At 46.7% G+C, this 21,413-nt stretch carries 21 protein-coding genes; 16 read left to right on the top strand and 5 right to left on the bottom strand.

Annotation, left to right across the window (positions count from 1 at the left end):
• Positions 1-198: 198 nt before the first annotated feature.
• A complete protein-coding gene (locus KIH41_RS13845) occupies positions 199-1,620 on the bottom strand; it encodes an ATP-dependent DNA helicase (protein ID WP_214162760.1) in 1,422 nt (473 codons plus the stop codon).
• 20 nt (positions 1,621-1,640) lie between these two features.
• Here KIH41_RS13845 and KIH41_RS13840 point away from each other — a divergent pair, with 20 nt between their 5' ends.
• The 4 genes from KIH41_RS13840 to coaD are packed head-to-tail and all read left to right on the top strand — an operon-like array spanning position 1,641 to position 4,075.
• Positions 1,641-2,144, top strand: a complete 504-nt coding sequence (locus tag KIH41_RS13840) for an NUDIX domain-containing protein (protein WP_213943737.1) — start codon at positions 1,641-1,643, stop codon at positions 2,142-2,144.
• A 53-nt stretch (positions 2,145-2,197) separates the two neighbouring features.
• Positions 2,198-2,779, top strand: a complete 582-nt coding sequence (locus tag KIH41_RS13835) for a hypothetical protein (protein ID WP_213943736.1) — start codon at positions 2,198-2,200, stop codon at positions 2,777-2,779.
• A gap of 23 nt (positions 2,780-2,802) precedes the next feature.
• Positions 2,803-3,609 carry a DUF3822 family protein gene (locus tag KIH41_RS13830; RefSeq protein WP_214162759.1) on the top strand — a complete coding sequence of 269 codons (807 nt, stop codon included), beginning with the start codon at positions 2,803-2,805 and terminating at the stop codon, positions 3,607-3,609.
• Between the two features lie 10 nt (positions 3,610-3,619).
• Entirely contained in the window at positions 3,620-4,075 is a 456-nt protein-coding gene (gene coaD / locus KIH41_RS13825) for a pantetheine-phosphate adenylyltransferase (protein ID WP_213943734.1), read from the top strand.
• Here the strand turns inward: coaD and KIH41_RS13820 are convergent.
• The gene (locus KIH41_RS13820) at positions 4,063-4,749 is read right to left on the bottom strand and encodes an NUDIX hydrolase (protein ID WP_214162758.1); all 687 of its coding nucleotides are present in this window, start codon (positions 4,747-4,749) and stop codon (positions 4,063-4,065) included. The genes coaD and KIH41_RS13820 overlap by 13 nt on opposite strands.
• An 84-nt stretch (positions 4,750-4,833) precedes the next feature.
• Here KIH41_RS13820 and pyrE point away from each other — a divergent pair, with 84 nt between their 5' ends.
• A complete protein-coding gene (gene pyrE / locus KIH41_RS13815) occupies positions 4,834-5,478 on the top strand; it encodes an orotate phosphoribosyltransferase (RefSeq protein WP_213943732.1) in 645 nt (214 codons plus the stop codon).
• Positions 5,479-7,171: 1,693 nt separating this feature from the next.
• On the opposite strand, the gene KIH41_RS13810 is transcribed toward pyrE, so the two are convergent.
• From KIH41_RS13810 to KIH41_RS13800, 3 genes are all read right to left on the bottom strand, one after another.
• Positions 7,172-7,936, bottom strand: coding sequence for a TIGR02757 family protein (locus KIH41_RS13810; RefSeq protein ID WP_214162757.1), 765 nt, complete (start codon positions 7,934-7,936; stop codon positions 7,172-7,174).
• Complete coding sequence (locus KIH41_RS13805; RefSeq protein WP_213943730.1) at positions 7,933-8,490, bottom strand: hypothetical protein; 558 nt, start codon at positions 8,488-8,490, stop codon at positions 7,933-7,935. Before KIH41_RS13805 ends, KIH41_RS13810 begins: the two co-directional genes overlap by 4 nt.
• Positions 8,491-8,729: 239 nt before the next feature.
• Complete coding sequence (locus KIH41_RS13800; protein WP_213943729.1) at positions 8,730-9,923, bottom strand: LysM peptidoglycan-binding domain-containing protein; 1,194 nt, start codon at positions 9,921-9,923, stop codon at positions 8,730-8,732.
• Between the two features lie 310 nt (positions 9,924-10,233).
• Between KIH41_RS13800 and KIH41_RS13795 the strand changes: the two genes are divergently transcribed.
• The 11 genes from KIH41_RS13795 (at position 10,234) to KIH41_RS13745 (ending at position 21,390) form a co-directional block, all read left to right on the top strand.
• The gene (locus tag KIH41_RS13795) at positions 10,234-11,595 is read left to right on the top strand and encodes an NfeD family protein (protein ID WP_214162756.1); all 1,362 of its coding nucleotides are present in this window, start codon (positions 10,234-10,236) and stop codon (positions 11,593-11,595) included.
• A 67-nt stretch (positions 11,596-11,662) separates the two neighbouring features.
• Positions 11,663-12,037 carry a globin domain-containing protein gene (locus KIH41_RS13790; protein ID WP_213943727.1) on the top strand — a complete coding sequence of 125 codons (375 nt, stop codon included), beginning with the start codon at positions 11,663-11,665 and terminating at the stop codon, positions 12,035-12,037.
• Entirely contained in the window at positions 12,034-12,834 is an 801-nt protein-coding gene (locus tag KIH41_RS13785; RefSeq protein ID WP_214162755.1) for a lysophospholipid acyltransferase family protein, read from the top strand. The genes KIH41_RS13790 and KIH41_RS13785 overlap by 4 nt, the downstream gene beginning before the upstream one ends.
• On the top strand, positions 12,821-13,108 hold the full coding sequence (gene gatC, locus KIH41_RS13780; RefSeq protein WP_213943725.1) for an Asp-tRNA(Asn)/Glu-tRNA(Gln) amidotransferase subunit GatC: 288 nt from the start codon (positions 12,821-12,823) through the stop codon (positions 13,106-13,108). The genes KIH41_RS13785 and gatC overlap by 14 nt, the downstream gene beginning before the upstream one ends.
• Positions 13,108-15,897 (top strand): hypothetical protein, encoded by a 2,790-nt coding sequence (locus KIH41_RS13775; protein WP_214162754.1) that lies wholly within the window; start codon positions 13,108-13,110, stop codon positions 15,895-15,897. Before gatC ends, KIH41_RS13775 begins: the two co-directional genes overlap by 1 nt.
• A gap of 75 nt (positions 15,898-15,972) precedes the next feature.
• Positions 15,973-16,704 carry an ABC transporter ATP-binding protein gene (locus tag KIH41_RS13770; protein ID WP_213943723.1) on the top strand — a complete coding sequence of 244 codons (732 nt, stop codon included), beginning with the start codon at positions 15,973-15,975 and terminating at the stop codon, positions 16,702-16,704.
• Between the two features lie 26 nt (positions 16,705-16,730).
• Positions 16,731-17,279, top strand: coding sequence for a cob(I)yrinic acid a,c-diamide adenosyltransferase (locus KIH41_RS13765; protein WP_214162753.1), 549 nt, complete (start codon positions 16,731-16,733; stop codon positions 17,277-17,279).
• A gap of 4 nt (positions 17,280-17,283) precedes the next feature.
• Positions 17,284-18,351, top strand: coding sequence for a branched-chain amino acid aminotransferase (locus KIH41_RS13760; RefSeq protein WP_214162752.1), 1,068 nt, complete (start codon positions 17,284-17,286; stop codon positions 18,349-18,351).
• A 69-nt stretch (positions 18,352-18,420) separates the two neighbouring features.
• Positions 18,421-18,933, top strand: coding sequence for a hypothetical protein (locus tag KIH41_RS13755; RefSeq protein ID WP_213943720.1), 513 nt, complete (start codon positions 18,421-18,423; stop codon positions 18,931-18,933).
• Positions 18,934-19,040: 107 nt separating this feature from the next.
• A protein-coding gene (gene prfB, locus KIH41_RS13750; RefSeq protein ID WP_214162751.1) for a peptide chain release factor 2 occupies positions 19,041-20,142 on the top strand; the annotation gives its coding sequence in 2 pieces (ribosomal slippage) (positions 19,041-19,100 and positions 19,102-20,142; 1,101 coding nt in all).
• Positions 20,143-20,211: 69 nt separating this feature from the next.
• On the top strand, positions 20,212-21,390 hold the full coding sequence (locus tag KIH41_RS13745; RefSeq protein WP_213943718.1) for an MFS transporter: 1,179 nt from the start codon (positions 20,212-20,214) through the stop codon (positions 21,388-21,390).
• Positions 21,391-21,413: the final 23 nt, after the last annotated feature.

The raw sequence follows: 21,413 nt of genomic DNA, 5'->3' as shown, positions 1-21,413 counted from the left end.
GGCGCTGCGAAAATCGCCGCGATCGCTGCGAGAAAATTTACACGCCATTGTCATTTTCAGTTTCACCCAAAGACCGCAAAGCAAGCGCAAAGACCGCAAAGTCTTTAATTTCAACACTAATAAAATCTCCGCGCTCTTTGCGTGAAATCTCTGCGCTCTTTGCGTGAAACTACCATGCGTGAAACCACTCCGCTCTTCTCACCCAAAAAACCTCGGATGAAAGTTCACCATGAACACCTCTTTGGTCGCTCTGGTCACAGCGGTATATAGCCAACGAATAAATCCCGTATCTAGTTGCTCTTCCTTCAAATATCCCTGATCAACAAATACGGCATCCCACTGCCCGCCCTGCGATTTATGGCAGGTAAGGGCGTAGGCAAACTTCACCTGTAGGGCGTTGAGATAGGGATCTTTTTTGATCATCTCCATCCGCTCCCCTTTCTTGGCGATATCAGCGTAGTCTTCCTGTACCTGCCGGTAAAGCTCCCTATATTCCTCTTGGCTCAACGAGGGCCCTGAGGAATAAAGCGTATCCATGATCACCTTGGCCTCAAAGCTGGGCTCCTCGGGATAATCGAGCAGCTGCAGCTCCAGGGTGGCAAATCTCAGCCCGTACATTTCCTCAAAAGAACGAATTTTTCTCACTTCTACAAAATCCCCGTTGGCCAAAAAATTCACCCTCTCGGAATCGGCCATGTAGATGTAATTGTTTTTCACGATCATCAGCAAATCCCCAGAAGTGATTTCCTCATCCATGAAATGAATCGCCCTCCTTATATATTGGTTGTATTGCACCGCTGCTTTGTTGGACCTGGTGACGATGATGGTATTTTCCACACCAAACTTGTTATAAGCGTACCGCAGCCCGTCCTCGAGCTTTTCACCCGTCATTTTGTAAAAATCCTTAAAGGGCTTTACCTGAAAGGAAATCTGGGGCTTCTCCTTCACCACTTCCTCTCTGAGTTTGGTGGCATTGAACAATATCCCAGAATCGAGCTGCTGCCTCATCACTTCGGTGAGCTCGGTTTCCAGAATGGACAGTCCATAATGCCTCACCATATAATTTTTATCCAAGGCGGGGCTGTTGGGATTGCCCACGGGAGGCAACTGGGCACTGTCCCCTATCAGCATCAGCCTGTTGGACTTGTGCTGGAAGACATAGCGCACCAGGTCCATCAGCAGGCTCTGCCCCATGCCCCCCTCATCGGAAAGCATGGAGGCCTCATCCACGATGAAAACCGTATTGGTGTAATAGTTTTTTTGCAGGTCAAACCCCGAGAAATTCCCCTGTTCGCCCAAGGGCGTGTAAATGATTTTATGAATGGTGTACCCATTTTTGCCGGAGTAGGTAGACATGACTTTGGCCGCCCTGCCCGTGGGAGCCAGCATCAGGGAGCGGTAATTCAACTGGGGAAGCATCTGCACCAGAGCCGATACCACGGAAGTTTTTCCCGTACCGGCATACCCCCTGAGAATGAAGGTGGGTTTTTCGCCCATATGGGGAGAAAGAAACTCATCCAAAAGCCGGAAGAAGGCCTCCTGACCATGGGTGGGGGTGTGAGGAAACTTTCCTCTGATCAGATAGGAAGGCTTTGGCAGAGGATGCGTATCTTTACTCATAATGCTAATCTAAAGCTTTAATGCCGAATATCGAAAAAGAAATATCAGACAAATTTGGGGGAAGGCTGCGGGTGCGGGTCAATGGTGTGCTCATCAAGGAGGACAAGATTTTGATGATCAGGCATGACATGGGCCAGGGCCGCAGTTTTTGGAACGTGCCTGGGGGCGGGATGAAATTTGGCAGTCCAGCCACGGCCAATCTGGCCAGGGAATTTGCGGAAGAAACGGGATTGGAGATCCGGGTGGAAAAATTCCTTTTCACCTTTGAATATCTGGACAGGCCACTCCATGCGGTGGAACTTTTTTTTGAGGTAAGTACCAATGGGCAAAATCCCCAACTGGGGCATGATCCAGAGCTGCCGGCGGGCACACAATTGATCCAAGAAGTGAAATTCATGGACCTAGATGAGCTGCAGTCCATACCCAACGAAGCCAAACATCAGGTATTTTGGGACCTAAAATCACTAAATGATGTAAGAATATGGAAAGGTTATTTTAATTTTGAAAATAAATGCATAAAATAGCATCTTGTAAAAACAGCATCAACCTTATTAAGACGAATTAATTATCCTTTAAAATGAACGTAACTAAGATCTTATCATTGGTATTCCTAGTGGGCGCTCTTGCTTTGGGCTATTTTCTATACAACGGTATCGATACCGTAATGGAAGAAGAAAAGAGAATTGCAAGACTTGAAGCCAGAGTAGTAGAAAAGCTTCAGATGCTGCGCGACGCACAAGTTGCCTACTTGGCCAGCAACGGAGAGTATGCTGACAATTGGAATGATTTGAGGAATTTCATCCAAAGCGGGGATATCTATCTTGTACAAAGATCTGAGACCACCGTCCTATTGGACTACGGTAAGGAAGAAACCACTGTAACTTATGATACACTGGGTTCTGTACCGGTAATGGACTCCTTGTTCAACGAAAGAAGGCACCCTAACTTCAACCTTGAAAACCTGCACATTGTACCGGGTTCTGGGGGAAGAGAGTTTGAATTCTTTGCCGACAAAATCACCCGTAACAACAGGGAGATCGCTGTATTCGAGATCAGAGATCCAGCTCCAATCAACCCGACCAGAAGAGAGAACAACAACGAGAAAGCTTTGAGAGTAGGTTCTAGAACCGACGCCTCTACTTCAGGTAACTGGGAATAATAGTGGTAAAACCATTAGAGAACATGAAGTTTAAATATCTAAGCGATAAATTTGACACCCAAGTGGTGTCAGATTTGTCGCTTTTCTTGTCTAAAGACAACCTTTTGATTATCGCTAAGGACTCCAATGGGGAAGTTGTGGCTGGGGAAAGCCTTCCCGCCTCAGAACTAAATTCCGTCCTGGAATCCAATGAGCTGCTCAAATCAAACCCAAAAACGGCCAAATTGTGGGTGCACAACGACCACTTCAATCTAGTACCGGGTGTGCTGTTTGACCAAAGCCAAGCCGCCACCTACCTAAACTACTCCAGCCCGCTGGTGCAGCAGGAAGCGCATGAGGTGTTTTCAGAAAGCCTGGACAGCAACAACCTGCATCTGGTGGCCGCAATAGACAAAGCGACTTCTGACAAGTTTAGAAAACGGTTCCCAGAGATCAAATTCGGCCATGCTGGCGCCTTGTCCCTGGATTACGTGCTGCAGCAAAAAAACGATTACCTGGGCCAGGAGATCTTTGTCATCGCAGAGCATGGACACATCTACCTTGTGGCTTTTTCCAGCCAGGAGCTTAAGATGTTCAACCGCTTTGAGGTATCCAACACCGAGGAGTTGCTCAAATATGTTTTCGTAGCTTTTGAGCAGCTTAATTTTGACAGGAATTACTGCAAGGTGAACCTGATTGGAGATCTTTCCTCGCTTGGAAGCAACTTGGAAGACCTACAGCCTTATTTCAAAAACCTTATCCCTATCACCCCAAGAGCCAATACCACCTACCACTCCGGGGCTGAGCGCCTACAGGAAACGCAGAGGCTGGAAACCTATTGGACACTCTAAAACCGATTGAATGAAAAAAGTAGCTATTTTTCCGGGTTCTTTTGACCCGTTTACCCTTGGTCACCACGATATAGTAATGAGGGGCGTGGAGCTCTTCGACGAAGTAATTATCGCTATTGGTTACAACACCAACAAAAGTAAAAGGTATTTTGACATCGATTTGATCGTCGATAAAATCAAAGAGACCTACAAGGACCTTCCACAAGTGAAAGTGGTAATCTACAGCGAACTCACCTCCTCCTTAGCCAAAAAGAACGAGGCCAATTTCCTGCTTAGGGGCTTGAGAAATACTACGGATTTTGAATATGAAAATGCCATCGCCCAGATGAACAGGCATTTGAACAAGGACTTGGAAACGGTGTTTCTGATCACTTCACCCAAGTACAGTTCGATCAATTCTACCATCCTAAGGGAAGTGCACCGCTATGGCGGGGAGATCAATGAATTCCTCCCCTACGAGGTCTGAACCTTGGGCACCATCTTGATAAACTTCTTGTAAAGGTACCTCATGGACGGGTAGGAATTGACCAAGGCGAATTTTGCCTCTTGGTGGTTGAGCCACTTCACATCCTCAATCCCCTCTTCGGTCTGCGGCTTCATGTTGGAGTCATCCACGATTTCCATGGCGTACCAATAGGTTTTCTTCAGGATGCTTTTGCGGTTGTGGGTGTAGGTGTGCCACGTTTTCACGATTGGTTCACCTAATTTCACCTTTACCATACACTCCTCCTCCACTTCCCTAACGGCACATTCCTCTGGAGTTTCACCTTTGTCAAACTTTCCTTTTGGCAGATCCCATTTGCCCAGCCTCTTAATAAAAAGCACCTTTTCGCCTTTTGTGACTACACCACCAGCGGCTTTGACAATGGAAAATCGGCTTTTGATATATCTCTTTAGCTTCTCTTTGTCTTTGGACAGGATGGTAATGCTATCCAGGTTTTTGAGTTTTCGAGTCCTGAGCAAGTAGAGCAATTTGTGGATGATCTCCTTGGAGGGATTTACAAGCAGCACATCATCGTGAAATTCCACATAGGAAGGCAGGTCTGTGGGATTGTCATAAATACATTCAAAGGTTTTTTCCGGGGAAAGCTCCTCAGTAGACAGAATGTCTAAAGGCTTGTCATTGATGAAAATTCTCATGGGGCATTCGATTAGAAGCTAAAATTGCATAAAAAATACACCTATCACAACAGCGTTATGGGTTTTATCTTTTAATTTTATTGTATGGAACTATTTAACAAAAACATTGCCGAAGAGGTAGCCAAAAACCTCCTAGAGATAAAAGCCATCCGTCTTAATCCAGAAAGCCCTTTTACTTGGGCATCAGGCTGGAAATCACCCATTTACTGTGACAACAGATTGTCCCTTTCTTTTCCCGAAGTAAGAAACCACATCAAGCATGCGCTAGTAGGTGCTATTAATGAAAACTTCCCTGGAGTAGAATCCATTGCAGGCGTGGCTACTGCGGGTATCCCACAAGGGGCCTTGATTGCCGATGAGATGGATTTGCCATTTTTGTACGTGAGATCCAAACCAAAAGGCCATGGCATGGAAAACATGATCGAAGGGAAAGTAACCCCTGGCCAAAAAGTGGTGGTAGTGGAAGATCTGGTTTCCACCGGCGGCAGTTCCCTTAAGGCCGTGCAGGACTTAAAAAATGCCGGTTTCGAAGTAATGGGCATGGTGGCCATTTTTACTTACGGATTTGACATCGCAAGAAAAAACTTTGAAGATGCTGGAATAAAGTTGATTTGTTTGAGTGATTACTCTGCTATGTTGCCACAGGCAGTAGCCCTGGACTACGCTTCCGATCAGGACTTGAAGTCTTTGGAAGAATGGAGGGAAAAGCCGGAGATTTGGGGTAAATGAAGCGAATGGGTACAAAGCACTAGGTACCAAGTACGGAGGTGAAAGGGTACAAAGTACTAGGTACCAAGTACAAAGTACACCGCAGGGCATGGTGCTTTTTGGAGTAATTTGGAGGCTTTTCTGATATTAACCGTTGTTATTCTCGCCGCCCTCCCTGCGAGCTGCGCTCTTCGGATGGGGTATTAGTGAACGATGACGGGTAGTTGTCCCGAGGCTGTGCCGCGGGACGGCAGAAATGGAGGCTGTGCCTCCCAACTGTGCACACCTCAGCAGCGAATACCTGGTACTTGGTACGTTGTTCTTGGTACCCTGCCCAGTAAATACCTATTAAATCGGTACAAAGGACTAGGTACCTAGTACTAAGTACACCGCATAACATGGTGCTTTTTTGAGTAATTTGGAGGCTTTTCTGATATTAACCGTTGTTATTCTCGCCGCCCTCCCTGCGAGCTGCGCTCTTCGGATGGGGTATTAGTGAACGATGACGGGTAGTTGTCCCGAGGCTGTGCCTCGGGACGGCAGAAATGGAGGCTGTGCCTCCCAAATGTGCACACCTCAGCAGCGAATACCTGGTACTTGGTACGTTGTACTTGGTACCCTGCCCAGTAAAAACCTCTTAAATAGGTACAAAGTACTAGGTACCAAGTACTAAGTACACCGCATAACATGGTGCTTTTTTGAGTAATTTGGAGGCTTTTCTGATATTAACCGTTCTTATTCTGCCCGCCCTCCCTGCGAGCTGCGCTCTTCGGATGGGGTATTAGTGGAAAGATGTCTCGTGACGGCAGAAATGGAGGCTGTGCCTCCCAAATGTGCACACCTCAGCAGCGAATACCTGGTACTTGGTACGTTGTACTTGGTACCCTGCCCAGTAAAAATCTCTTAAATAGGTACAAAGTACACCGCAGGGCATGGTGCTTTTTGGAGTAATTTGGAGGCTTTTCTGATATTAACAGTTCTTAGTCTGGCCACCCTCCCTCCGAGCTGCGCTCTTCGGAGGGGGTAATAGTGGAAAGATGTCTCGGGACGGCAGAAATGGAGGCTGTGGCTCCCAAATGTGCACACCTCAGCAGCGAATACCTGGTACTTGGTCCGTTGTACTTGGTACCCTGCCCAGTAAATAACGCTTTAATAGGTACAAAGTACACCGCAGGGCATGGTGCTTTTTGGAGTAATTTGGAGGCTTTTCTGATATTAACCGTTCTTATTCTGGCCACCCTCCCTCCGAGCTGCGCTCTTCGGATGGGGTAATAGTGGAAAGATGTCTCGGGACGGCAGAAATGGAGCCTGTGCCTCCCAAACGTGCACCTCCGCAGCGAATACCTGGTACTTGGTACGTTGTACTTGGTACCCTGCCCAGTAAAAATCTCTTAAATAGGTACAAAGTACACCGCAGGGCATGGTGCTTTTTGGAGTAATTTGGAGGCTTTTCTGATATTCACCGTTCTTATTCTGGCCACCCTCCCTCCGAGCTGCGCTCTTCGGATGGGGTAATAGTGGAAAGATGTCTCGGGACGGCAGAAATGGAGCCTGTGCCTCCCAAACGTGCACCTCCGCAGCGAATACCTGGTACTTGGTACGTTGTACTTGGTACCCTGATTCATCATTATTCTGAATGAGGATTATAGAAGCCACTATTCATTCTTTGCGTTTCTTAGCTGATCTTTGTGGTGAAAAGTCTCTCTGTGTCTTCTCAAAACTTCTCCTCTACGCCCAAGCCGAAGAGCGCGAAATCGTATTTTACCGGGTCTAGAGGGTCAAGTTCAGCCAGCCTTCCGGTTAGTTCGACGGCTGTCCTCCAGTCGGTCTGTTTTCTTTCGATCAGACCAAGTTTGCGCCCTACTCTGTCCACGTGTACATCGCAGGGGCAGATGAGTTGGGAGGGCTTGACCCGGTGCCAAATACCAAAGTCCACGCCCTTGTCGTCTTTTCTGACCATCCACCGGAGAAACATGTTGATGCGTTTACAGGCGGCCTTTCTAGCAGGTGTGGCGATATGCTTGCGTGTCCGCTGGGGAGCCAATGGGTCGGCAAAGAAGTAATCATGAAAATGAATCAGCATTTTTTCCATTTCCATGGCGCTTCCTATAGGAAGAAAAGCCTCTTCCAAACTCCCGTGCTGCTGATAAAACCTGCGGAAAAAATCCAGAAAATACAGCGTGTCAGTGGCATTGAAGGTGCGGTGCTTAAAGTGCAGGAAAGACTTGAGGTCTGATTCGGAATGGTTTAGGATAAACTCATACGGAGCATTGTCCATCATTTCGAGCAGGGAAACACACTTGTTGATTATGGTCTTCCGCTGTCCCCAAGCCAGTACGGCCGCAAAAAACCCGGCAATCTCAATATCTTGGGGTTTGGTAAAACGGTGGGGAATGCAGATGGGGTCGTTTTCGATAAAATCCGGCTGGTTGTAATAAGCCACTTTTTCATCCAAAAACTCCTTCATACTTTCTCTCATAGAGCTATCTTCACCTCCCCGCCTTGGGTACCGTCAAACCATTTGAAGTTCAGCGAATTGTCATCTTGCTCGGCTAAGTGCCAATCAAAGCATTTAATATTGGTGAGAGACTTTAGCGAATCTTCGTCAGGGTCGTAAAGGCAGATATCGAAATCGGGAAGGTCTTTCGAGTCGGTGCTGTTCCACTTTTCAAGCAGCAAGCCTTCTTCCAACACCTTGATTTTGTTGCCAAAAACATAGTCTTCCAAAACGGAAGGTACCCCATCAGACCTTCGGAAATGATATCCGCTAGGCCCAAACATGATCTGCGTGCAGACCTTCCCCTCTATCAACGAATTATCCTGAACCATTTTCTTCCATTCAGCTTTATCAAAAGTAATCTCCATCTTTTCCCCTTTCTTGAACTTGGTCAACACCCTTGACAAGCCGGAAAACATGTAAGTAACCCCTATAAATAAGAGCCCAAACGATGCAAGAACTGGATAGGAAATTACAAAGATGGCATTCCAGATAAACCGGAAGAAGTGGTGAATGAAGAGTTGGAATTTATTCATTATAGTGGTAATCGAACACAAAACTAGATCGAAAAAAGGACAAACGCAAAAACATTGGCTATTCCTCTCCTTTTCATCAAAACAGTTACCCACTGAAAATGAAGCAAATAACCCTTTTAAAAGGCCTTTGCTCCCATTGAACCTAATGTGTTAAAAATGGCAAAAAAGACGGGAGACCGAAGACCGAATATATCTACGTCCTCAATCTCCCGCCTTCGGTCTCCCGTCTTCCGTCTTTTTCAATAAGAAACCTCCACTGGGAAACGGCTATTAACTGCCCTGAGTTGCTCGTAGGCAGCCTTGGATACTTTGATCAGCAACCTGCCATTGTCGCCGGTTTCAGGAAGTTTTCCTACCACTCGGGCAAAGATGGTCACATCATTCTCCTCGTTTCTGATCCTCATGATGGTACCAACGGGAGCATTTCTGTGCAATACTAGATATTTGGTATGGTTTCCGGTCCCTTCGATTACTTCAGCCTGACCGGTTTCCTTGATATTCTTTCTTTCTGTAGATTCCTCCACTGGCGGTGCGGTTCTGGTATTCACCACCGGACGGGGATTCTCGGCTGGGGCTTCACTTCTTACTGTTTCTATCCACTTTTGGGCAACGTCTGCTTTGTCAGCATTCCCGCTTTTTGCCTGCTGTGGCTGGGATTGATTGGCAGCTTGGTTCTGCTGAGCTGGAGTCTGGGTGGTCGCTCTGGCCGGGGCCGCCCCACCTTCTCGCTGGCTAACTTTCAACTTTTGCCCAGGGGCCAAGTTAGTAGAAGTAAGCAGATTCCAACGGATGATATCATCCACCTTGGTATCGTAATCTTTGGCCAATGAAAAAAGTGTTTCCCCTGGGGCTACAGTATGCATCACCCATTCGCCATCAGTAGAAGCTGCGTTTGGCTGGGCATCACGGGGAGCTTCAGCTCTTTTTTCCTCTCGCTTAGTAGCTGGAGCAGCGGGAGTCTGTGCCGCCGGTGTTTGGGCTGCAGCCGATTCAACTGCCGCTGGCTTTTTACCCTCCTTGATGATTAGGTTTTGGCCTACACTTAGGCCGTTGCCGTTGAGGTTGTTCCATTCTGTCACTTCCTGCACGGATACGTTGTGGGTTTTGGCAATGGCGAAGAGGGTTTCACCAGGCATCACCTTATGTACTTTAGCCCCTTCGGGAAGCGGCTCTTTTTCCGTATATGGGATCCTGATTCTCTGCCCCGGCTGAAGGCCGCCGGCAAGGGTGGGGTTAGCGGTAATAATATCGTTCATGGGAGCATCATAGCGCCGGGCGATTCCAAAAAGGGTTTCCTTTTGGTCAATTTCATGGATGATGAAAGTTTTGCCATCCTTTTTCTCAATCCCCACGGAGTCCATCGCCGCATACTCTGATGCCGACACTGCCACTCCTAAACCCATAAAACACAAAGTCAATAAACTTTTCTTCATTAGAATATTCTTACCTGGTATTAATGTTACTTTTTTAAACAAAATCAACCTGTTTTCAGCAATAACGGATAGTTTTATTTGATGTTTGACGATCCGCTCGAAATATGTGGCAAAGAGGTAATTTTTGCCTACAAATTTCAAATTAATTTCTTTAAATACAACGGGCAAAAGCCACTAAAATATTTAATTATCGTTAAATATTACACCCTAAAATCAGCACTGTAATCAGTTTGGAAGTCGATTCTTTTACTATAGGAGCAACGATAAAATCAATAATTTAGGTATATTGGTGAGTAAAATAGCATCATTCATGAAGTATCCTTTTTATATATGGCTATGTTTGCTGGGCCTAGTAGCTTCCCAAAGCTTTGCTTTTCAGGAGAACAGCATTCCAGCCGCCACTTCCAAGGTTTTTGTTTTTGACATCAAATCGGACATAGACCCCAGGATGAACAGACAGGTCACCCTTGCCATGGAGGAGGCCAAGGAAAAAGCCGCCGACCTCATCATCATCCATATGGATACTTACGGAGGGGCTGTTAATGATGCCGACGATATCCGTACCATGGTATTGGAGTCGGAGATTCCCATCCACGTGTTCATAGACAAGGATGCCGCCTCCGCAGGGGCACTGATCTCCATAGCAGCCGACAGCATCTACATGGCCCGCGGGGCAAGCATAGGCGCCGCCACAGTGGTGGTAGGTGGATCAGGCGAAGCGGCTCCCGACAAGTACCAATCCTACATGCGCTCCATGATGAGAAGCACCGCTGAAGCCAAAGGCCGCGATCCCCAAATCGCCGAAGCCATGGTGGACCAGAGCATCGAAATAGAAGGCATCACCAAGGAGGGCTCGGTTATTACCTTTTCGGTTTCTGAAGCCATAGAAAACGGCTTTTGTGAAGCCCAAGTAAACAGTATTGAGGAAATCATAGAAAGGCAGGGCATTACTGATTTTGAAATCACCCGATATGAACCAAGCGGCGTGGAAAAGGTCATTGCTTTCTTCCTAAACCCTGCTGTCAGCGGTTTCTTGATTCTGGTGATATTTGCAGGCATCTACTTTGAGATCCAGACACCGGGCGTGGGCTTCCCTCTGGCTGCGTCCGTATTGGCGATGATCTTATATTTCATCCCCTATTACCTCACCGGATTGGCTGGGAATTGGGAGATTTTGATTTTTATAGTTGGTTTTGTCCTGCTGGCGGTCGAAATATTCGTGCTGCCGGGATTTGGGGTGTTTGGCATATTGGGCATCTTGGGTATCCTGGCCGGACTTACCTTCGGCATGCTGCCAAACGACGCCTTTGACTTCACTTTTGTGCCCACAGGGGAATTATTTACCGCATTGCTTACCGTGATCCTTTCGGCAGTAATCAGCATAGCCCTGATTTTCTACCTGGCACCAAAGGTAAACCAATGGAAAGCTTTCAACCACATCTCTTTGGCCACTACCCTCAGCAAGTCGGAAGGCTATACCAGTTCCTTCTACAGCGATTCGCTGGTAGGCAAGGAAGGAGTCACGCATACCCGACTTATGCCTAGCGGCAAAATAATAGTGGAAGATGAACTGTATGATGCCTACAGCCGCGGGGAATTTATCGATAGGGGAGAAAAAATAGTGGTGATCAGCGCCGAGGGCACCTCCCTAAGAGTCAAACGGATGGTTTAATATTTGTTAAGATCCTTGCCTGCAGATTTCAGGTTTTTTTTAAGTATGTTTGTGCCAAAGAAAAAGCATGCACGATTTCCAAACAATCTATAGCAAAATTGGGGAGGAAAAAATCAAGAAGCTGGTCCATTATTTCTATGAGGAAGTGGCTCTAAACCCAGATCTGAGGGCTCTTTATCCCGAGGAGTTGGCTCCTGCCGAGGAAAGGCTTTTCCTGTTTTTGCTACAGGTATTTGGCGGCCCCCAGACTTACAGCGAAAAGCGGGGCCATCCCATGTTGCGCAGAAGGCATTTCAACTGGGAAATCGGCGGTAGGATGCGGGATGCCTGGCTGAATGCCATGATGAAGGCAATGGATAAAATGGATTTTGATTCCACGGTAAAAGATCAAATGTTGGGGTACTTCGTAAAAGTGGCCAACCACATGGTAAACAAGCAATGAAAATTCTGAGGAGGATATATTCAATTTACGGTTTGGGGGTGTTTATCATCACCTTCCTGTTGCTTTTGCCTTTTTTTGTGTTGACCATCGAGATTCCCGGCCTGAAGAAATACGGGCGCATGCTCAACAGAGTGTGGGCCAAGCTGTTTTTTGTGATGCTTTTCATCAAGGTGAAATACGAAAACAAACACCACCTGAAGTTCAGCAAGCAGTACATCATCGTAGCCAACCATTTCTCCTATCTGGACATCCCCGCCTTGGGGCTGATTCCCAATGATGCCATCTTTATCGGGAAAAGCTCCCTGGGCAAACTTCCGATTTTTGGCTACATGTTCAGAAATTTGCACATTGCCGTCAACAGAAGTAGCCTGAGAAGCAGGGGAGAAACGATCACCAAAACCAAGGAGGCCTTGGATAAAGGCAGCAGCGTGGTGATTTTTCCCGAAGGGGGAATCATCGCCCCAAACCCTCCGCAAATGGGCAGGTTTAAAGATGGGGCCTTCAAGGTGGCCCTTGAGAAACAAATCCCCATTATTCCTGTAACTTTATCCTATAATCACTTAATTTTGCCGGACGACGGCAAACTGTTGCTGAACTATAAAAACATCAAGGTCGTTTTTCACCCGCCGATTTCAGTGGAAGGACTGGATGTAAAGGCTGCAGGGGAGCTAAAAGAACGTTGCTACCAAACCATTCAGGAGCAATTGTGGAAGGACAACCCCGAGCTGGTGGTTTCAGGCCAAACAGTAGCTGAAAACAATAATCTTCAGAATTTGATCATACATGAAAATAGATAACAATACCCTTAAGAAAATCGCCCATTTGGCCAGACTTGAATTTGATGAGGCAGGGGCAGAGAAAATGACCAAAGACATGACCCAGATTTTGGACTGGGTGGAAAAGCTCAACGAGGTGGATACCGAAGGAGTGGAGCCCATCACCACCATGTCATCTGAAGTCAATGTATTGAGGGAAGATAAAGTAGGCGAGCACCTTTCACATGAAAAAGGACTGAAAAACGCGCCTCAAAAAGACTCTGATTACTTCAGGGTACCAAAAGTAATGGAATAATGCGGTTTTCGAGTCGCACGAACTACCTCCTTTTAGGCCTGCTATGCCTGATCGGGGCGGTAATTCTTATAGAAACACTTTATATCAACCCGGGTAGAGCCATGCCGCTCGAGCCGGGCATTTTTTCTGAAAAGATAAACATTCCCCTCAAGTTTCTGAATTTGGGATTATACCAGTTGCCACTGGAGGTTGAAAACTTTGTGCTTTTCCAGAATTACGAATCCCTCCCCCCTATCCTTCAGACGAATTCCACCCTTGTTTTTGGGTTGGCCATTTGGCTATTGACCGCTGCGGGGATGGTATTTGTATCCACCTTCAAGCGGGTTCAGTTCATTGTCACAGCAGTAATATTCATAGGACTATCCCTGCTGGCCGGATTCAACGGTTTGAATATTGGGGGCATTAACACTCCTTATGGTCTATTGATCTGGATTTTGGGGATGGTGGCTCCGGCCATGCTTATCCATACTTTTTTGGACCATTGGCAGCTTGGCAAAAGAGCCCTAGTAATTATCCCTGTTGGTCTTTTGACCTTGCCACTGTTGGCATACTTAAGCCCGGTGATCAATCCCTACCTCATGATGGCCGAAAACCTCAGCCTTTTGGCTATGGGATTTTCCTTCATCTTTTTTGCCTACATAGGCCACTCCGCCATCACAGGTTTGTTTTTCCTGCTCGTCAAACTTAATAAAGGCGTCGGGATCAAAGTCACCTGGCACTTTGTAACTATCTTTATCATCTACCTGATAGCACTTATCTTTGTATATCTTGACATTACCGGAAACGCCACATTTGGCTTCCCTATAGTACCCATTCCTTTTTTGTTTTTGCTGGTGGGAGCTTTGGGCTTTTTGGAGGTGCACCTCAAAACCAAGCAGATTGAGCAGCCCTACCCTTTTCCAAGCATAGGGAAAAACTTCTATCTGATCGGTTTCGCCATTGCTATTTTCACCTACTGGAAGGCAGCCTTTTCGGTTAACCAGCCCATGCATGACTTTCTCAGACATGGTTTTATTTATACCCAAATAGCCTTTAGTACACTCTTCTTTGCCTATGTGCTAGCCAATTTCTCCAACTTGATGAACAGCGGGCAGATGGTGCACAGGGTGCTATTCGAACCCAAGCTTTTCGCCTACATCCACATGAGACTTGGAGCCCTGATCGGTATGCTCAGTTTGGTCATGTTTGCCGACGGGGTTATTGGTTTGCAGTTTGGGGCCAGCTCCACTAATTTGGCCGCTGACTATTATTACGCCACCAATCGTCCACTTGAAGCTGGGATCCTGTTTGAAAACAGCTGGGACCGCTATAGGAACAACCCAAAGGCAAAAAATGCCTCGGCCCACATGAAGCTCAACCAAAGACAGCCAACCTTGGCCAAAAGAGAGCTCGAACAAAGTCTGGAGGTGGCACCTACCGTGAATGATATCATTTTGCTGTCCTCGGTTTTGCATAGGGAAAACAAAGTCCTGGATGCGATATTCTACCTGACCAAAGGCTTAGAGATTTTCCCTGACAACATTCATTTGAGCAACAACCTGGCGCTGCTGCAGAGCAGAATCAACAAATCGGAAGATGCCTACGCCTTGCTGGAAAATCTTTCAGCCAACAATAAAATCATTTTGGCCAATAAAATCGGGCTTCAGGTAAAACACCTCATCCGATTTGAAGAGGAAATGGATCCTGAAAACGATTTGATTGCACAGATCAACAGCCTGGCTTTTCACAACCAAAAAGGGAATATAGCCCCTTTCAGTTTACGAGATGAAAAAGAAGTGAATACGCCACTTCTGGAGAGGGCGCTGCTGACCAACCAATGGAGCAACCAGACCACTGGGACAGTTGGGGATGACCTGGCATTTATTGACCAGAAACTTTCCGAGGAAAATGCCCCCCAGGTCGAAGAAGAATGGAGGCAGCTCAGGGTGCTGCGGACCCTCCAGGCCAACAAGATAAATGAAGCTGTGGAATACAGCAACGGACTTGCCTTCGGGTTTGCGGGCTCAGCCGGATATTACCACCACCTCACTGCCATGATTCTGGCTGGTCAACTTGATTTTGAAAAGGCGGCCAAAGAACTTCAGCAGGCAGAAGAAAAGGGCTTTCGGAATTTCAAGCCCGAGCACTTGGCAATCTTATATTTTGGAGGGAAGCCCGATTTGGCAATGCGGATTGCCCTGCAGTATGAGGCAGACTGGCCGGAGTGGCTCAACTTGGAAGAGGAAACAGTAGTGGAAACCCAGGAAGAACGTTTCTTTCACGCACTTTCTAGATTGCTTCCCGCCACCAAGCAAGAGGTTTTGGACAGAATTGCAACTGTAGATGATGTGGATATGAGGTCTAGACTTGCTTATGAAACACTTTGGAGAAAAGCCCATTGGTTCGACACAAAAGAATTGGAAGGGTTAAAGACCTTGATCCTCCAATCGCCAACCTTTCAACAGGAAGAAAGCTATATATCTGAGCTCATCACCATGCTGCAACCCGGTGAATGGAAGATCCCAAGCCATGAAAGATTGGAAAGAACAGTGGACGGCAGTGACCTTACCGCCAACGCCTATTGGACCCCTTTGGTGCTCAAAGCGGTAGAAGCTGAGGAAGACCTGATGGAAAAATACAACATCCTTCAGGAAGCAATCAGTTTCAACAGAGATCCTTTGTTGTGGATCAATTTTGTCAAACACAGCCGGATGGCCGGCTTGCACCAATATGGAAGTGAGGCTTTGAGCGACATGCGGGGCTGGGTGGATGACCAAACCCTTGAGGAACTACAAGTTAAACACTTTTAAATGCCGTTTGTGGCATATCATACTGTAATAATCCTTTGAAAACCGTATATTGAAATCCTAAAATAATTTTATGCGATGGGAAAAGTAATTGAAACCAATGACATTCAGAAGGTTTACCGAATGGGAGCCGAAGAAGTACACGCTTTAAAATCTATTTCCATCACCGTCAACAGAGGGGAATATGTGGCTTTTATGGGGCCTTCCGGATCAGGAAAGTCCACACTCATGAACATAATCGGTTGCTTGGACACCCCATCGGCGGGCACCTACATTTTGAACAACAAAGATGTAAGTGACATGACCGAAAACGAGCTGGCCGAAATCAGAAACCGGGAAATCGGGTTCGTGTTCCAAACGTTCAACCTTTTACCCAGGGCCACTTGCTTGGAAAATGTAGCCCTTCCACTTATCTATGCTGGGTATGGCAAAACCGAACGGCACGACAAAGCCTACATGGCACTGAAGAATGTGGGGCTGGCCGACAGGGTAAGTCACAAACCCAATGAACTTTCAGGAGGTCAGCGCCAAAGGGTGGCCATTGCCAGGGCATTGGTGAATGACCCGAGTATCATCCTTGCCGATGAACCTACCGGTAACTTGGATACCAAAACCTCTTATGACATTATGGGCCTTTTTGAGGAATTGCATTCCAAAGGCAACACCATCATCATGGTCACGCACGAGGATGATATCGCCCATTATGCGCATAGAATTGTAAGATTGAGAGATGGACTTGTAGAGTCTGATACTATCAACCATAACCCAACCAGAGCCAAAGTAAAACAGGAAGCCCAAGAATTGGGTTAAACATAACACCAACTTTCAATTCTTCCATGAAAATCTATACCAAATCAGGGGACAAAGGCACCACCTCTCTACTTGGAGGCACCCGTGTATCCAAGGCTCACCTACGCATTGACGCCTATGGAACAGTCGACGAGCTCAATTCCTATATAGGCTTGCTCAGAGATCAGGAGGTCAATTCGAGCCGAGCGGACTTTTTGAAGGATATTCAGGACAGGCTTTTCACCGTCGGAGCGGCACTGGCCACGGCCCCAGGCAAGGACAAGGTCAAGAGGCCCGACATCCATGAGCAAGATGTCGAGTTGCTGGAGAAAGCTATCGATGAGATGGACAAGCAACTTGCACCGCTGAAAAATTTTGTATTGCCAGGTGGACACCAGGCGGTTTCCTTTTGTCATTTGGCCCGAACGGTTTGCAGAAGGACAGAAAGATGCATCATTCTATTAAATGAATCGGAGCATGTGGATGAACTGATCGTCACCTATATCAACCGGCTTTCCGATTACCTTTTTGTGCTGGGTAGAATGATGGCTAAAGAACTGAATATTAACGAGGTCCTGTGGGAACCTAGAAAATAACAACATGAACACTACCATAGAAATCCAAATTAACCAAACCTCCGACTCCAAACTATTGCAAACTGACTTCGACAACCTACAGTTTGGACAGACCATCAGCGACCACATGTTTGTGGCTGATTTTAAGGATGGCGAATGGGGCGAGTTTAGAATAGAGCCGTATGCTCCGCTCACCCTCAATCCGGCAAACTCGACCCTTCATTATGGGCAGTCGGTATTTGAGGGTATGAAAGCTTACAAAAACAAAGACGGGGAAACCCTGATTTTTAGACCGGAGGAGAACCAAAAACGACTCAACGTCTCAGCTCAAAGAATGTGTATCCCTGAACTTCCGGAGGAAATATTCATGAGCGGGTTGAAAAAACTTTTGGAGGTGGACAATGCCTGGATTCCTAACAAGGACGGGTATTCTCTTTACATCAGGCCCTTCATTTTTGCCACAGACGATTTTCTTGGGATCCGACCATCCAGCAATTATAAATTCATCATATTCACCTGCCCGGTGGGGCACTACTATGCCAAGCCAGTGAAGGTGAAGGTGGAAACTAAATATAGCCGCGCGGCTGAAGGCGGTACAGGTTATGCAAAAGCCGCGGGCAATTATGCAGGTTCCTTGTATCCTGCCTTGCTTGCCCAGAAGGAAGGCTATGACCAGCTACTCTGGACAGACGCCAAGTCCCACCAGTTTATAGAGGAAAGCGGCACGATGAATATTATGTTTATCATCAACGGCACCTTGATCACGGCCCCATTGACCACCAGCACCATTTTGGCAGGTATTACCAGGGAAAGTGTGTTGATATTGGCCAAGGAAATGGGATTGAATGTGGAAGAGAGATTTCTAAGAGTGGCAGAACTGGAAGAGGCCTTGGAAAAAGGCTCCGTGGTGGAAGCCTTTGGTACCGGTACCGCCGCTACCATAGCCCACATTTCACTCATCTCTGTAAATGGCAAGGATTTTACTTTGCCAGAAAAACCAAGCGACTCCTTTAGCTACAACGTATTGGAAGAACTTGATGCTATCAAGTATGGCAAAAAAGAAGATCCTTACGGCTGGATTACCAAACTTTAAATTCATAAAGAGCAACATCCACCTAGGTGTTGCTCTTTTTATGTGCACGATTACCTTTCACTTGGATTTATGAAAGTATTATTCTTATCACTGGCATGTTTATTCTGCCTCGAGGCTGCTTTTGCCCAGCATGTATTGCTTCTGCAAAGAGGCACCAATAAGAAAACCAGGATTTTCTACGAAGTAGGGGAAGAAATCACCTACAGGCAAACTGATGCGGACTACTTCTACACCGACGTCATCACAGAAATCCAGCAGGATATCATAGTGATGCGTGAAAATGTGCTCAAGCCTGAGCAAATCGCTGTGGTGGACATCCGGCACAAGGACGAGAGAAACCAGACTATTCGAAACCTCAGCACGTTGGCGGCTGGAGCGGGAGCTCTGTGGTTGACCGCCGAAACGATCAACAGCCTCTATCATGACGGCAGGCTAAGCTACAGTACAGGCGGGCTGATTCTCTCAGGTGCTCTTTTTGCTACCAGTGGAATCATATCCCTTACGAAATATAAGTATTTCAAAAACCAGGGCCGCAACAGAATTCAATTGATCCGACAGGAGCCTGAGGACCAGATTGACTGATTGGGTGGAGGGCCACATTTCTGTTGAGGAAATTGTTAAACTGGGGAGATTAGGTAAATCGGTTTTAAATATCGAAATTTGCACCCTTAAAATAAAACGAATTTATTATGACATCAGACGGGTTGAAAGACTTGAAGGCGCGTATCACGGCCTTGAGGAGGTATCTTTGACTACGATCGTAAGAAAGTAGAAATAGAAGACCTAGAGGCGGTATCCGCCCAACCGGACTTCTGGAATGATCCGGAAGAAGCCGAAAAAACAATGAAACAAATCCAGGCGCGTAAAGCTTGGACATCTGCCTATGAAAAGGTGGAAACCCAAGTGCAGGACCTGGAAGTGCTATATGAGTTTTACACTGCCGGAGAGGTAGACGAAAGCGAGCTCAAAGCTGATTACAACAAGGCCTTATCAGAAGTTGAAGACCTCGAGCTGAAAAAAATGCTCAGCAGTGAAGAGGACCAATTGAGCGCCATGCTGGAAATCAATCCAGGTGCGGGCGGTACGGAAAGTAACGACTGGGCATCCATCCTGATGAGGATGTACATTATGTGGGGAGAGAAAAACGGCTACAAAGTTCGTGAAGTAGACCTCCAAGAAGGTGAAGTGGCCGGGATCAAGTCGGTTACGCTGGAATTTGACGGACCTCTGGCTTATGGGTTTCTAAAATCCGAGATCGGTGTACACAGATTAGTAAGAATTTCACCATTTGACAGTGGTGGAAGAAGACACACTTCTTTTGCCTCTGTATATGCCTATCCTGTGGTGGACGATACCATTGAGATTGAAATCAACCCTTCGGACATCGAGCTACACACCTCCCGATCAGGTGGGGCAGGCGGGCAGAACGTGAACAAGGTAGAAACCAAAGTTCAGCTGACCCACAAGCCAACCGGAATCGTGGTGGTCTGCCAGATCGAGCGTTCGCAGCTAGCCAACCGTGAGAAGGCCATGCAAATGCTGAAGTCCAGGCTTTATCAGCTGGAGATGGAGAAGCGAAATGCCGAGAGGGCGAAAATTGAGTCCGGCAAAATGAGGATCGACTTTGGTTCTCAAATTCGTAACTATGTGCTTCACCCATATAAGCTCATCAAGGATGCCCGGACCGGTCATGAAACTTCCGACGTACAGTCTGTGCTGGACGGCAACCTGAATGAATTTATCAAAGCTTACCTGCTGGCCCAAAGCGAAAAGGAGTCTAAACAGGATTAAGCATCACCATTCTTATTAATGCGATTAAAGGCACTGCGACAAGCGGTGCCTTTAATCATTTGAAACCCCATGAACTTCCGGCCTTCCTTCTTTACCCTTGATTTCATGTTGCTGTGCATAAGTTCATTTCTGTTCTTTGCCAGCTTCAACATGATCGTGCCCGAGCTCCCCTCCTATCTCACTTCTTTGGGCGGGGAGGATTACAAAGGTCTTATCATCTCCTTGTTTACCCTAACAGCTGGTCTTTCTAGGCCCTTTAGCGGAAAGCTGGCCGACAAGGTGGGAAGGATCCCCGTGATGGTTTTTGGTGCCATGATTTGCTTCGGGGTAAGCTTGATGTATCCTATCATGACCTCGATCGGTGGTTTTCTGTTCTTAAGGTTTGTGCATGGCTTCTCAACCGGCTTTACCCCTACCGGCACTTCAGCTTATGTGGCCGACATTGTGCCCTTTCAGCGGAGAGGAGAAGCTATGGGTATACAATCGCTTTTCGGATCCCTAGGCATGGCAGCGGGGCCGGCACTTGGGGGATACATTGCTGCCATTTATGGCCTTACGCCATTGTTTTATCTCTCGGCTATCATTGCATTGCTGTCGGTAGTCATTCTTTTCAAGCTAAAAGAAACTGTACCCAACAAAGAAAAACTTCACAAAAGCCATCTCATGCTAAAAAGACATGAGATCATTGAAAAGCGGGTGGTGGATCCATCGGTAGTCCTGTTTTTTACCGTTTTCTCTTTTGGCATCATCCTGACAATAATTCCGGATTATTCAGCGCATTTGGGTATAAAGAACAAAGGGCTGTTTTTTGCAGTCTTCACCCTATCCTCTCTGGCTATCAGAATCATAGCTGGAAAAACTTCGGACCGCTATGGCAGGATCCCCATCCTCAAGATTGCCACTTTCATTATGGCATTATCTATGCTAATTATAGCTTATGCAGACAGCAAGATGATGCTGATGATTGGCGGAGTACTTTTTGGATGCTCTGTGGGAATGAACTCACCTACCGTTACGGCTTGGACGATTGATTTATCCCTTGATGCTTATCGGGGAAGAGCGCTGGCCACGATGTACATTGCCCTTGAGGCAGGTATCGGTATGGGGGCATTGTTTTCCGGCTGGCTGTTTGCAAACCAAGCTAGCAATTTCAAGATGGTGTTTTTGCTGGGCACGGTAAGTGCGCTGATTGCTTTTGTCTACTTATTTACTTTTCCATACAAGAGAAAATATTTAATAGGCAAATAAACGCAAAACATTTTGATAATATA

Source organism: Litoribacter ruber (genome assembly GCF_018500185.1).
GTDB lineage: Bacteria > Bacteroidota > Bacteroidia > Cytophagales > Cyclobacteriaceae > Litoribacter > Litoribacter ruber.
Note: the sequence above shows the minus strand (reverse complement) of the source record. Positions and strands in the feature narration are given on the sequence as shown.

Coding starts and splice junctions, on each gene's coding strand:
- KIH41_RS13845 (WP_214162760.1), bottom strand. CDS start 1,620: ATGAGTAAAGATACGCATCCTCTGCCAAAGCCTTCCTATCTGATCAGA.
- KIH41_RS13840 (WP_213943737.1), top strand. CDS start 1,641: ATGCCGAATATCGAAAAAGAAATATCAGACAAATTTGGGGGAAGGCTG.
- KIH41_RS13835 (WP_213943736.1), top strand. CDS start 2,198: ATGAACGTAACTAAGATCTTATCATTGGTATTCCTAGTGGGCGCTCTT.
- KIH41_RS13830 (WP_214162759.1), top strand. CDS start 2,803: ATGAAGTTTAAATATCTAAGCGATAAATTTGACACCCAAGTGGTGTCA.
- coaD (WP_213943734.1), top strand. CDS start 3,620: ATGAAAAAAGTAGCTATTTTTCCGGGTTCTTTTGACCCGTTTACCCTT.
- KIH41_RS13820 (WP_214162758.1), bottom strand. CDS start 4,749: ATGAGAATTTTCATCAATGACAAGCCTTTAGACATTCTGTCTACTGAG.
- pyrE (WP_213943732.1), top strand. CDS start 4,834: ATGGAACTATTTAACAAAAACATTGCCGAAGAGGTAGCCAAAAACCTC.
- KIH41_RS13810 (WP_214162757.1), bottom strand. CDS start 7,936: ATGAGAGAAAGTATGAAGGAGTTTTTGGATGAAAAAGTGGCTTATTAC.
- KIH41_RS13805 (WP_213943730.1), bottom strand. CDS start 8,490: ATGAATAAATTCCAACTCTTCATTCACCACTTCTTCCGGTTTATCTGG.
- KIH41_RS13800 (WP_213943729.1), bottom strand. CDS start 9,923: ATGAAGAAAAGTTTATTGACTTTGTGTTTTATGGGTTTAGGAGTGGCA.
- KIH41_RS13795 (WP_214162756.1), top strand. CDS start 10,234: ATGAAGTATCCTTTTTATATATGGCTATGTTTGCTGGGCCTAGTAGCT.
- KIH41_RS13790 (WP_213943727.1), top strand. CDS start 11,663: ATGCACGATTTCCAAACAATCTATAGCAAAATTGGGGAGGAAAAAATC.
- KIH41_RS13785 (WP_214162755.1), top strand. CDS start 12,034: ATGAAAATTCTGAGGAGGATATATTCAATTTACGGTTTGGGGGTGTTT.
- gatC (WP_213943725.1), top strand. CDS start 12,821: ATGAAAATAGATAACAATACCCTTAAGAAAATCGCCCATTTGGCCAGA.
- KIH41_RS13775 (WP_214162754.1), top strand. CDS start 13,108: ATGCGGTTTTCGAGTCGCACGAACTACCTCCTTTTAGGCCTGCTATGC.
- KIH41_RS13770 (WP_213943723.1), top strand. CDS start 15,973: ATGGGAAAAGTAATTGAAACCAATGACATTCAGAAGGTTTACCGAATG.
- KIH41_RS13765 (WP_214162753.1), top strand. CDS start 16,731: ATGAAAATCTATACCAAATCAGGGGACAAAGGCACCACCTCTCTACTT.
- KIH41_RS13760 (WP_214162752.1), top strand. CDS start 17,284: ATGAACACTACCATAGAAATCCAAATTAACCAAACCTCCGACTCCAAA.
- KIH41_RS13755 (WP_213943720.1), top strand. CDS start 18,421: ATGAAAGTATTATTCTTATCACTGGCATGTTTATTCTGCCTCGAGGCT.
- KIH41_RS13745 (WP_213943718.1), top strand. CDS start 20,212: ATGAACTTCCGGCCTTCCTTCTTTACCCTTGATTTCATGTTGCTGTGC.